At 53.2% G+C, this 11993-nt stretch carries 13 protein-coding genes and 1 pseudogene; 3 read left to right on the top strand and 11 right to left on the bottom strand.

Translation table 11 applies throughout. The annotated features are described in order from the left end of the window. A pseudogene (locus tag H7F08_RS11570) lies at positions 1-286 on the bottom strand (hypothetical protein); the annotation flags it as partial. Between the two features lie 175 nt (positions 287-461). On the opposite strand from H7F08_RS11570, the gene H7F08_RS11565 reads away from it, so the two are divergent. Beyond that, the gene (locus tag H7F08_RS11565; RefSeq protein ID WP_226831239.1) at positions 462-785 is read left to right on the top strand and encodes a hypothetical protein; all 324 of its coding nucleotides are present in this window, start codon (positions 462-464) and stop codon (positions 783-785) included. Between the two features lie 2 nt (positions 786-787). Further along, positions 788-1678 carry an ATP-grasp domain-containing protein gene (locus tag H7F08_RS11560; RefSeq protein ID WP_193640610.1) on the top strand — a complete coding sequence of 297 codons (891 nt, stop codon included), beginning with the start codon at positions 788-790 and terminating at the stop codon, positions 1676-1678. On the opposite strand, the gene H7F08_RS11555 is transcribed toward H7F08_RS11560, so the two are convergent. From H7F08_RS11555 to H7F08_RS11510, 10 genes are all read right to left on the bottom strand, one after another. Further along, positions 1644-2363, bottom strand: coding sequence for a lysophospholipid acyltransferase family protein (locus H7F08_RS11555; RefSeq protein ID WP_024892970.1), 720 nt, complete (start codon positions 2361-2363; stop codon positions 1644-1646). The genes H7F08_RS11560 and H7F08_RS11555 overlap by 35 nt on opposite strands. Then, positions 2363-2902 (bottom strand): D-glycero-beta-D-manno-heptose 1,7-bisphosphate 7-phosphatase, encoded by a 540-nt coding sequence (gene gmhB / locus H7F08_RS11550; protein ID WP_031575970.1) that lies wholly within the window; start codon positions 2900-2902, stop codon positions 2363-2365. The genes H7F08_RS11555 and gmhB overlap by 1 nt, the downstream gene beginning before the upstream one ends. Next, a complete protein-coding gene (glyS, locus tag H7F08_RS11545; protein ID WP_153940933.1) occupies positions 2902-5001 on the bottom strand; it encodes a glycine--tRNA ligase subunit beta in 2100 nt (699 codons plus the stop codon). Before glyS ends, gmhB begins: the two co-directional genes overlap by 1 nt. Beyond that, positions 5001-5873, bottom strand: coding sequence for a glycine--tRNA ligase subunit alpha (gene glyQ / locus H7F08_RS11540; protein ID WP_031575967.1), 873 nt, complete (start codon positions 5871-5873; stop codon positions 5001-5003). Before glyQ ends, glyS begins: the two co-directional genes overlap by 1 nt. 89 nt (positions 5874-5962) lie before the next feature. Next, positions 5963-6325: a roadblock/LC7 domain-containing protein gene (locus H7F08_RS11535; protein WP_024892973.1), complete on the bottom strand. Its 363-nt coding sequence runs from the start codon at positions 6323-6325 to the stop codon at positions 5963-5965. A gap of 52 nt (positions 6326-6377) precedes the next feature. Next, a complete protein-coding gene (locus H7F08_RS11530; RefSeq protein WP_024892974.1) occupies positions 6378-7016 on the bottom strand; it encodes a hypothetical protein in 639 nt (212 codons plus the stop codon). Beyond that, a complete protein-coding gene (locus tag H7F08_RS11525) occupies positions 7013-7579 on the bottom strand; it encodes a GTP-binding protein (protein ID WP_010637225.1) in 567 nt (188 codons plus the stop codon). Before H7F08_RS11525 ends, H7F08_RS11530 begins: the two co-directional genes overlap by 4 nt. A 51-nt stretch (positions 7580-7630) precedes the next feature. Beyond that, complete coding sequence (locus H7F08_RS11520) at positions 7631-8779, bottom strand: hypothetical protein (protein ID WP_031575955.1); 1149 nt, start codon at positions 8777-8779, stop codon at positions 7631-7633. Between the two features lie 9 nt (positions 8780-8788). Continuing rightward, the gene (locus H7F08_RS11515) at positions 8789-10282 is read right to left on the bottom strand and encodes a FimV family protein (protein WP_193640609.1); all 1494 of its coding nucleotides are present in this window, start codon (positions 10280-10282) and stop codon (positions 8789-8791) included. An 80-nt stretch (positions 10283-10362) separates the two neighbouring features. Beyond that, positions 10363-10794, bottom strand: coding sequence for a hypothetical protein (locus H7F08_RS11510; protein ID WP_010637229.1), 432 nt, complete (start codon positions 10792-10794; stop codon positions 10363-10365). Positions 10795-10901: 107 nt separating this feature from the next. Between H7F08_RS11510 and H7F08_RS11505 the strand changes: the two genes are divergently transcribed. Further along, positions 10902-11993: a L,D-transpeptidase family protein gene (locus H7F08_RS11505; RefSeq protein WP_176212084.1), complete on the top strand. Its 1092-nt coding sequence runs from the start codon at positions 10902-10904 to the stop codon at positions 11991-11993.

The raw sequence follows: 11993 nt of genomic DNA, 5'->3' as shown, positions 1-11993 counted from the left end.
CTATGGCTGGAAAAAGCGGGTACCCACCAACCCAGCCATAGAGAGTGTCTACTTCAATAGGCTTGTGGTCATCGGTAATGCGGTGAACAATGATTTCACCTTCTTTTTCCAGTTCCCACATGTGCTCGCGAATGTCGTCCATACGCTCGCCCAGGTCCATGGTGCGACGGTCTACGTGACTGCGTACCCATGCCGTGGCCGCTTCCGCTTCGTTGGCCGATAAGTTCGTGTCCTGAAAAAAAGCTCCGTGCCCCGCTAATCCTTGCTGCGTGCTGTTGTCGCTCATTGCTGCACTCCTTGGCCGAATGGCCAGCTATTGCGAATAAACATTATTAACTGTTTATATAATTGACTATTATGCTCCACAATAATTCCTTTGCCAAGGAAAGTGGTTTTGTCGTTCAGCTTGCCGCACCATGCGGGAACAGGCACAAATTTGCAGAGACCAAACTAAGGATCAAATGAAATCAATGGAAAATACTCAAAAAGAACAGTCTGAATTACAAATAGCAGAGCGTTGCCGGACGCTTTACCTGAATCCGCTGGTGCAGAGCAAGGGTTGGTTACCGAATTTATTTTGGCGCAGCAAAAATGCGGAGGATCCTTTTGGCTGTTTGCGGGTGAATCCTCTGGAACTGGAGGTATTGTTTTCGGCAATCTGCGGACAGACATCCGAGGCGCGCTGCAGCCTCGAGCAAATCAAGCCGGGAAGGGCGAGTTTCATTGAGAGGTCCATCGCCCATGGTGAACTCCCGTTGCTGACTTTTCGTGCGGATGTGTCCTGAATATGTCGGAGACTCCAAGAATTGCGGTACTGTCCCGCTTTCCCGGGCTTTATTCCACCCAACGATTGCTCCAGGTGGTGGATGCGGCGGGAATGGAAGCCGTGTTGTTGGCCCCGGAGCAGTGTTTGTTGACTGTGAATGGCGTCCATGCGGATCTTTATGTGCAGGGTGAAAAATTTCCTTATTGTGCGGCGATCATTCCCCGCATTGGCGGACCGATAACGGCCTTGGGGGCGCGATTGCTGCGCTATTTTGCCGGGGCAGGTACTTTTTGTCTGAATTCTGCCGAGGCATTGCAACTGGCAAGAGACAAATTTGCCTCCCTGCAGGCTCTGGCTGCGGCGGGAATAGCTGTTCCACAAACCGTTTATTTCACGGAATCCAGGCAAAAAGAGCTGGCCTTGCAGATGCTGGGCACGCCCCTCGTTCACAAAATATTGCAGGGTTCACAGGGGGTCGGGGTGAGTCTGGCCGAGACCCCGGTAGCCGCACGGGGAATGCTGGATACTTTTTTGAGTCTGCAGCATGAGGCCATGGTTCAGCGTTTTTTGCCGGGCCGCCAGGATGTCAGAGTGATTGTCTTGTTCGGGGAGGTTGTTGCGGCCATGCGTCGGGAATCTGCGGCGGAAGATTTTCGCAGTAATCTGCACTGTGGAGGCCGCGCTTCGGCGTTTCCTGATCTGCCTGAGTCCTGGGCGGAAATTGCCCGGAAAGCTGCTGTTGCATTAGGCCTTGATTTTGCCGGTGTGGATTTGATGGCGGACGCGGATCAAAACGCACTGGTATTGGAAGTTAATCCCGTACCCAGTCTGGAGGGTATTGAAAAAAGTACAGGTGTGGACGTGGCAGGACGCGTAATTACGGCTTTGCAGCTTCGCCTGGCATCTGCATGACGGCGTTGCGAATCCAGGATTCTGCCTGTTCGGTCAAAGTGGAAGATTTTCCGTTTGGTGCAAAAGCCGGACCAATCCATAAGTCCATTTTTCCGGATTTTTTTCGCCAGTTGTTACGGGCCCAATAGCAGCCGCTGTTGACGGCAATCGGTAAAAGCGGGACTTCTGCGCGCAGGGCCAGCCCGGCAGCCGTGCTGCTGAAGGGCCCGACTTCGCCGCAGGGGTAACGGGTTCCTTCAGGAAATATGACCACATTAAATCCCGCTGCGAGGCGTAGTTTGCCTTCTTCCATGACCTGCACGAGTGCCTGACGACCGGCACTGCGATCAATGCCGATCGGCCAGGCCAGACGTAAGCCCCAGCCAATAATCGGAATCCGAAACAGTTCCTGTTTGAGCACATAAGACAGGCGCGGGAAAAGGCACCAGAGCAACAGGGTTTCCAGCGCCGATTGATGGTTGGCTACAATGACGCAGGGCGTATCCGGGATATTTTCCAGACCGGTGACCCGATAACTCAATCCGCAACTCAGGCGCAACCACAGGACGGCCGTTCGCGCCCAGAGGCGGCTGGACCAGACCCGGGCGGAAAGGGGCATGGGGACGGTCAACAGGGTGAAAAATGCCCAGACGAGTGTCCATACGGTAAAGCCGATGTAAAAAATTCCGCTACGCAGGGTTTGCATCAAGAGACACCCAGGATGGCCTGTACAGCGGCAGCAAGATCCAGAAAAATCGGGAAACCAGCAGCTTCGGCATCGCGACGGGTATTTTGGCCTTTACCGGTGAGCACGAGAATAGGTTTCGCCCCGGCTTCCTGGGCGGCTTGAAGATCCCGCAGGCTGTCACCAATAGCCGGGACATTGTCAAGAGAAATTTGCAGGCGTTCGGCAATTTCGTGAAACATGCCCGGCAAAGGCTTGCGGCACTGACAACCGGCATCGGGCAGGTGGGGGCAAAAAAATATGGCTTCAATGCGTCCGCCAAAAACGGCGAGTTCCTGGCGCATGCGCTGATGGATGGCTGTGAGGGTACGAATATCGAAAAGCCCCCGTCCCACGCCGGATTGATTGGTGGCTACGACCACTTGAAAACCAGCCCGGTTGAGGCGGGCGATGGCTTCCAGGCTGCCTGGAATGGGTCGCCATTCGGCCGGTGATTTAATGAAGGCGTTACTGTCTTCGTTGATGACACCGTCCCGATCAAGGATGATCCATTGCGCCATCAGGAGCCCTGGAGTTGTGTAAAGTCGGCAATACGCAGAAACGCATCCTGCAGCCTGGTGAGGAGAGTCAGGCGGTTCTGGCGTATTTCGGGATTTTCAGCAAGGACCATGACTTTGTCGAAAAAAGTATCGACCGTAGGACGTAATCCGGCCAGAAGGTCCAGTGCGCTGGCATATTGTGCGTTCTGCAGGTGAGTATGAACGGGGCCGGCCATGACTTGCCAGTGTTCCCAAAGTCGATGTTCGGCGGGATCTTCAAATAATTGTGGATCGGGGTCGTGTTGAACTTCCACATTTTCCTTGCGAAGCAGATTGTTGACGCGTTTGATCAGAGCCGCAAGCGCCTCAGCTGCCTGGTGTTCGGTCAGGAAGCGTGCCAGAGCTTCCAGGCGTTTACGGGCATCGAGAATCTGATGGGGTTGACGGCTGAGTACGGCATTAATCTGGTCGGTACGAAAACCCTCTTCCCTGAAATAGACACGCATCCGGTCCTGGAAAAAATCCAGGACGCCAGTGCGGATGGCGGTGGGATCTTTGACGATATGCGGACCTAAAGCTCCCAGCGTCATGCCCACCGCTTCATCCAGGGGCAGATCAAGCTCTGCATCCAGAATGATGCGTAAGACGCTCAAGGCAGCCCGGCGCAGGGCGAAGGGATCGCGATCGCCTGTGGGTATTTTGCCAATGGCAAAAAAACCGCAGAGGGTATCCAGCTTGTCGGCAATGGCCAGACACTGGCCAGCAGGACTCTGCGGCGTGTCATCATCCCGCCCATTGGGCAGGTAATGTTGGGCAATGGCCGCAACGACCTCGGCATTTTCACCATCATGACGGGCGTAATGTCCACCCATGATGCCTTGCAACTCGGGAAACTCCCCCACCACGCCAGAGAGTAGATCACTTTTACAAAGTGCGGCAGCGCGTTCCAGATCGTCAGCTTTGACGTTGCAGCGGCTGCTCAATGACCGCGCCACTTTTTGCAGGCGCAGGGTTTTGTCGTAAACGCTGCCCAGCCCTTCCTGGAAGAGGACGTTCTGCAGTTCAGGAAGCCTTGCAGCCAAGGATTTTTGGCGGTCCTGATCCCAGAAAAAAGCCGCATCCGCCAGGCGCGCCCGCAGCACCCGATTATTGCCGTGAATGACAATTTGGGCATCCTGGCTGTGGATGTTGGCGGCAAAAAGGTATTGGGAAATCAGGCGACCGTTTCCATCACGCAACGGGACATAGCGCTGATGTTGCATCATGACCGTAATCAGCGCCTCTTCAGGAATTCGCAGGTAATCTTCTGCAAAGCTGCCGATCAGGATGACTGGCCATTCATTGAGTCCGGTAATCTCATCCAGCAAAGCTGCCGGCAAGATGGGGGATGCTCGCAGGTCTTCAGCAATGGCGGAAATTTTATGGGAAATATGCGCCCGGCGAGCGTCGAAGTCAGCCATGACATGGCCATCCAGTAAAGCTGCAGCGTAATCGGCGGGCTGATGAATCTGGATCGCTTCAGGATGATGTACACGGTGACCAAAGCTCTGTCCGCCTGCCTGAAGGCCGAATGCCTGCCAGTCCAGCACTTGTTGTCCTTGCCGCAATAGTAACCAGCGCACCGGGCGAATGAAGCTATCCTGACGGGTTCCCCAGTGCATGCGTTTACGCAAGGGCAGGGCGGCAATGGTCTGACTGGCAATATCAGGCAGAAGACTGTGACTACTGCGTGCTGCTTCGACTTCCCGCCAGGCCAGAACCAGTCCTTTTTCCGTGTCGAGGGTACTGAGATCGGTAAAAGCAACCCCACAGGAACGGGCAAAGCCTTCGGCAGCCGGCGTTATGTTACCCGCCCCATCACGCGCTCTTTCTAGGGGAGGGCCGCGCCGGATGCTTTCCCGGGGCTGGCTGAGCAGGGCCAGGTTCTGAATCCATAACGCCAAACGCCGTGGGGTGACGTAAGCCGTGATTTGCCCAAAGCTGAGACCGGCTTCATTGAGCAGGCGCGTCATTTGTTCTATGGCGGCGTCACGAATGGGGAGCTGCTCACGCGCGGGTAGCTCTTCACAACCGATTTCCAGAAGACAATCTTTCTGGAGAGGATTTTCATGGGCTGACATCATTCACTCCGTAGCAGAGGGTGGCCGAGTTCGGCACGGGCTTCTGCATAAATTTCTGCAACGCCTTTGGCCAGTCCGCGTACCCGGCCAATGAAACGGGCGCGTTCATTGACGCCAATGGCATGGCGGGCATCCAGGAGATTAAACGTATGGGAACAGTCAAGAACCCGTTCGTAGGCTGGTAAAGGGAGTTTGTGTTCAAGCAGCTTGCGGCAATCCGCCTCAGCGCGATCAAAACGCTGGAAAAGGTCGTCTACGGGTGCCATCTCGAAATTGTAGCGGGACTGTTCCACCTCGTTTTGGTGAAAAACATCTCCATACAGTACGCCTGGTGTCCAGATCAGATCGTACACACTTTCTACACCTTGCAGATACATGGCGAGACGTTCCAGGCCATAGGTCACTTCGCCCATGACCGGGTGACAATCAAGACCGCCCACCTGCTGGAAATACGTGAACTGGGTGACTTCCATGCCATTCAGCCAGACCTCCCAGCCAAGACCCCAGGCCCCCAGCGTGGGTGATTCCCAGTCATCTTCGACAAAGCGGATGTCCTGCAATTTTGGATCAATGCCCAGCACCGCCAGGGACTCCAGATATAAATCCTGAAGATTACTCGGGTTGGGTTTGAGCACCGCCTGAAACTGGTAGTAATGCTGAAGACGATTGGGGTTGTCTCCGTAGCGGCCGTCTGTGGGGCGTCTGGAAGGCTGCACATACGCGGCTCGCCACGGTTCTGGACCAATGGCGCGAAGAAAGGTGGCAGGATGAAAGGTGCCCGCTCCAACGGGCATGTCCATGGGCTGCAACAATACGCAACCCTGAGTGGCCCAGAAGTTTTGGAGCCGCTGGATGATTTCCTGAAAATTCATATGCGTCTCAGACAGTGATTTCGGGCATTATGAACTAATGGAGCAGAGGCTGTGAAGGGATCAGGACCGGATCCCTCGAAAATACCCGGTCACAGCAGTTCGGCGATACCGCTTGATGCGCGTTTGGCATCCAGAAACACCAGGCCCAGCTTGGCTTCCTTGCGGGCGATGATGGTCAATACTGCATCAGGGCCAGCGTGAATGAGCAGTACATAACCATTATCACCCTTGATCATGACCTGTTCGAGTTCGCCGCGAGCCAGCTCGGCTGCCGTCCGGTCGCCCAGGGAAAGCATGGCGGCGGCCATCGCACCGACGCGGTCCTCGTCCATGGTGGAAGAAAGCAGGGAGGCAATGGTAAGACCATCAGTAGATATGACCGCAGAAGCCTCAATATCGGCGGATGAGCCATTGAGATCACTGAGGATGGATTTGAGCATTTCTTCGCGCATGGGTTTTCTCCTGAATAAACTGTCAATAATGCAATATTAAAATGGGTCAAGCTTAGCGGTAACGTTTGTCGAGTTCTTGAACCAAGGTCACGAATGATTGATCCTGGAGACGGGGCGTTCCGCTGACGACGAGCATGAAACGTTGTTGTCCGATGAAAAGCGGCCAAAAGCCCAATTCTGATCGGCCGGAAGGGTCCAGCAGCCCCCAGGTTTCCGTGTTGATCCGTAAATTGTTTTTGAGCAGGCGATTATGGCGTGATTGCAGGGAGAGCAGATCAGCAGAAAGTCCCGCCAACTCTTCCGCAGCTTCATGAGCAAAGCCTGCTGCAGCTAGATAAAAACCATTTTCATCGGCCAGGAGGGTTTTTTGCTGGTCAGACAGGCGGGCCAGTAGCGGTGGTAAAGCATCTTCCAGGCGCAGTGTGCTGTCAGTACGTGCCTCATGGGTGCCACGCAGAAGACCAAGGCGCTGTAGCCGGAAAATGCTGCGCAAGGCTTCATCCGTATTGTTGTTTTCCGCCCATTGACTGGCTATTTCCGTCGTAAAAGGAGCGCGGTGACCTTCACGTAGTACGTGCAACAGAATGGCACGGTTACCTTCCTGATCAGGACTGGATGTCGCGTAAAAGGCTCCCGCAGGAGTAACCTCGGCATATACTTCAGTACGCGTTACAACCAGCTCTACACTCATAAGATGTCTCCAATTCCCGGATCAATGGAATAAAGCAGGGCCATGACCAGGTTTTTGATGTCCTCCTTTTTACGGCCATCAATTTCAAAAATGGGAGGGATGGGATTGAGCATTTTGAGGTCAGCGGTGACTTCAGGAAGCATGTTCGCATAATCGGCGGGACCGGGACGGTTCTGGACATCGGTTTTGGAAATACCAATGACGACCGGAACATTGACAATGTAGTCCTTGAAGGCGTGCAGGAAAAAGTGGAGATCCTTCTTCGGATTAGGACGGGTGTTGTCCAGCATGAGCACCAGGCCCAGTCCGCCCGTGGTCAGGATGTCCCACATAAAATCAAAGCGTTCTTGACCCGGGGTGCCATATAGATGAATTTTGGTTTGGGCGTCCAGTTTGAGAATGCCATAGTCCATGGCGACGGTTGTATGACCCTTACGATTCAGGGTCATGTCCGAAGCCTGGGCATCTGTAGATATGATGGGGGTATCAGATAATACGGATATGGCCGTGGTTTTCCCCGCACCTACCGGACCGGTAAAAACGATTTTATTATCTTCTCTCACAAATTGGCTCCTTGATATTCATTGTTATCTGCATCGCAGCGCGCCTCAGCCCTATATCCCGGCTATGCGTTTCAGGAGACGGCCCAAAAAGCTTCTTTTGGCTGCAGGGATTTCTGTCTCTAAGGATGCTGAATCATGTGGTATTCGAACGAGATTGCCCGGATTTTCCGGCGTGTTGTAGCGTAGTAATTCCAGGCTATCTGCAGCAGCAAGGAAATTGAACAAATCCCGGGGTTCGATGCGTAATATCTTGACGGTGAGCGCGGGCGAGGCCGGGGAACGGGCTAGAAACGCAGCCAGTCTTAATGCATCAGGAAGCATGGGCAGACGCGTCAGGTTAGGCCATTGTTTCAGCTGAACCGGCGCGTTGAGTGGCAATTTTTGATTCAATCGCCCATTGGCTGTCCATGCGGCTACTTGCCAGAGCAAGGATTGCAGGGACATATGACGAAGGCTGCTATTTTCTCCTGAGTCGCCATCTCTTGGGGCTCTCAACTGCAGATTACTGGCAGAAACCTGGCACAGTTGCTGCAATTGTTCATCATCTATTAGGGCCGCTGCCTGGTCTGCGGAGGGATCAAGGCGCAAAACCGCGCACTGATTTTGATCGGAAATTACACTAATGCCCTGATCGCGCTGCGCAATTTTTAGAAGTCCCAATAATCCTTCGTCAGAATTGAAATACTGTACTTCCTCGGGGCGAAGAACGGGAGCGGGCTTGCTGGGTGCCACGGGTACTTCGGATGCATTTTGCGGAGCCGGAGGGGGGCTGGCTTGCTGAGTATTGAGGCTGGTGACCGGGACTGTTATATCCGGTCGAATCGGTTTGACATTGGTATCCTGTTTTTCAGTTGTTCTGGGTGTATCCAACAGCAGAGCTTCCAATGCCGGGAACAAGGTTTCCATGCGCACCGGCTTTTGGAGTATGGGGAAAATACAATCTGCCGGTGAAGATATAGTGGTCACGAGTATCCGCAGCCCAGGTTCGCTCTGATGCAAATTTCTCGCGAGTTCAGTGCCGCCTGGCCCGTCAATGTCCACAATGCTCAGATGGGCGACGCGATCATCTCCTGATTCCAGCAGTTGATAGTGACGCCGTGTATGCATTTTAAACGCCATGCGAAAAACAGCTTCTTTACGGGTATCCATGCCGAAGCTGCGGACGAGGATGCTGGCATTGTCTGGAATATTATTCGTCATGATCAAATCCTAAATAACCTGTCGCTGCGGTTGGCGTTGCATGCGTTCAGCAAGGCTGAACATCTGCCGCATGATTTCTTCATCAGGTGTCGTATCCATATTGAGTATGGATCGGGTAAAGTTGGAAAAGCGCTCATGAGCGCCCATGCGCTCATACATTTCCAGAAGCGGGCGATAGTAAAGCTTGTGATCAGGACGTGCCAGGGTGGCTTTTTCAAGAAGATCAACGGCCTCTTCCACTTGCCCGTACTCCAGTAGGCTGTCAAATTCTTCAAGGATACTGTCATCACTGTTGTGGGGCATGATCTGATGATCACGATGAACTTCCTCCAGGACCAGTGCCGGGCTGGAAAAAGGGATGGCCGTCAAGGGAAGATAAAGACCATATATTTCCGCCTGTTCAGCGAGAAGGTGTTTGTTGGTTTCGCTGTCTTCCAGATGATCCCAGAGCGGATGTTCGCCCAGTTGTCGGCCATGTTTAAGCATTCGGGCGCGGAGTGCGCTTCCGGCACCCCACAAACTTATATATAACTGCAATAAAGATTCTGCGTAATTGTCACAGCGTTTTTGTCGGTAAAAAATATCCAGCAAGGTGACATGCAGTATCAACTTACGTGGTTCGAAAATGAGATTACGTTTTAAAATACGTTCGGCTTCCTGAATTTGTTGGGTCGCCAGTAATGCGCGAATAGCAGCCAACGGCTCTACCAGCGTCGCACAGGTTCCCCATTCTTTAGGATTAATGGCATCAAGTTTGGCATTACCTTGGAGCAGCGCGTCCATCTTGCCGGCCAATTCGGAAGGATTATTGTTCTGGATTGATTGCAGCGGCTTTTCGGAAAAGCCGCTGAGATCCATATCCATGGGTTCAGGATTGACAAGGGCCTGCTGGAGTTCCTGTTGCACCCTGATAAGTGCCGGTGAAGGTGCTGGCTGGGCTTCGCTGGTTTTGATGGTGCTAATGGCTGCCAACTGACTATTGCTGATGCCCAGATTTTCGGCAAGCACACGGAGCTGGAGGTTTTCCGGGTCAGCTTGCAGGCCGGCGAGGGTCAGGTCCTGGGCTTCGGCGCCTGATATGATTCCTGAATCACACAAATTACTCAGCAATTCTGCAAAGCGATCCGGGTCTGGAATTTCCTGATATAAAGCCAGTAATCTCCGGCTTTGCCGGGTATCATCCGGATTGTGGGTAACGTACCAGCTGAGTGAGGTGGCCGCTTGTTCCAGATGGCCGTAAGCGAGGTAAATTTCAATTTCATCCAGGATACTGGTTTCATCAACTTCAGCAGCGGCGGTAAGACTTGCATTATCAGCGCTGCTCGATCCGGAAATTTGTATAGTTGAAACAGAAGCGGAATTTTTAGAGGCAGGCGTGATTTTTTGGGATTTTGCGTTACTTTTAAGGAGCTTCTTCCGGTTGAACAGCTTCCACAGCCCCGCTGAAACCACCAGGGCGAGCAGTAACACAATAATAATCAGGCTGCTTAGGGGTAGTTCCATACTCGAAGCTCAGTTCCGGTTAAGCGCATTTTTGCGGCAATTGACTCATGGCCTCGTAAATAGGCGTTTTAAATGTTCTGTCAATGTGCAAACAGTTCAGCGAGGGATTTCAACCGGGACACGCTCGGGCGCGAAGGCTCAGCAGATTGAGCGGCAATGGCTGCGTAGCCGGTAAAAAAGCTGGGCAAGGCCTGGACGACAATGGGCAATCTTTCGCGACTGACCGTGGCCAGCGTCCATTCTGCCCGCAAGCCGTAAACAGGATGATGGCTGCAGATGGCTGCGCCCCAATAGGAATCAGCTTGGGACCAGCGATGTTCCGCAACGCTGAGCAAATGCTGTTCCGGTGCGTGGCGCAAACCCACGTACGGTCCCATGAAAGGGATCTGCAGGTCGCTGGCCAGATCGGTGAGCATATGGTCGAGGCGATGGAGGGCATCACGGATTTCTGGTGAGTTTGCCGGTGTTCCCTGCGCTACATTTTTTAAAAATATCAGATGAGGTGATTCCACAAAGGCCTCCTTTTCCCTTATGATTATGACCGTTAGATAAAATGCTGCCAACAATCCTTTGGATTGGCTGGGCATCTTAATGGTATTTGCCGCAAACAGGAAGGCTAATGAAGCAAAAACAATGGGGTATCTGGCTGTTAACTGCTGCACTGAGTGCTTTGGGTGTTGGCGTCGCTCAGGCGAGCGTGTTTGCCTTACCGGAGCACGGCAATGTGGTGGGTACATTGCATGCAGTCACTACGCATCGAGACGATACCCTTCTGGATATCGGCCGGTTTTACGATCTGGGCTACAATCAGGTTACCAAAGCCAATCCCGGAGTGAATCCATGGTTGCCGGGGCAGGCAAGTAAGGTGGTCATTCCCGCCCAGTATATATTGCCGCCCAAGCCCTGGACCGGAATTGTGGTGGATATTCCGGCGCGGCGCATTTACTTTTTCCCGAATAATGATCATGTGGTGTACACCTATCCGGTAGGGGTGTTTCTGCCTGGTTGGAAAGAGAATCTGACTACGACCCAGATTATTGCCAAGTTCAAAATGCCAGCCTGGAATGTTCCCAAAAATATTCATTCCTGGTTCAAGACAAAATTCCACATGGATATTCCCTGGTATTGGCCGCCTGGACCGGAAAATCCGATGGGTGAGCTGGCCATGGAAACGGGCCTTTCAGGAATATTTATTCATGGCACCTATCATCCCTGGGGTGTGGGTATGCGCGCCAGCCAGGGCTGTTTTCAGATGTTCCCTGAGAATGTCGCACAACTGTTTCCGATGGTTCCGGTCGGAACCCCGGTGCGGATTATAGATATGCCTAATCTGGTAGGCGTGCACGATGGCGAAGTCTATTTGCAGTCCTACAAACCTATGCATGCTTATCACAAGGGCGTTCCTGAGCTGCAGCGAGCAGTCATGCGTATCAAGGATTTCATGGCGGAAAATCATATTCAGGAGGCGATTGACTGGAGTAAGGTGCGGCGTATTGTCGGCGAGCACAACACCGTCGCCCTGCCCATCGGTGTGAATTCGCCCAGTTATCAGACCCTGGCTGCGGCCTTACCAGCCAGGCCTTATGCTTATGCGCCTTATGGGCCTTCAGCCAATGGCGCAGCAGTACCGGCGCCGTTGCAGCTGGCCAAGCCCAGTGATCGCGAACATTTGCATGTGCAAGTGAGTCTCCCGGATAGCAAAGACCAGTAA

This window comes from Acidithiobacillus sp. HP-11 (assembly GCF_015100075.1).
Lineage (GTDB): Bacteria > Pseudomonadota > Gammaproteobacteria > Acidithiobacillales > Acidithiobacillaceae > Acidithiobacillus > Acidithiobacillus thiooxidans.
Note: the sequence above shows the minus strand (reverse complement) of the source record. Positions and strands in the feature narration are given on the sequence as shown.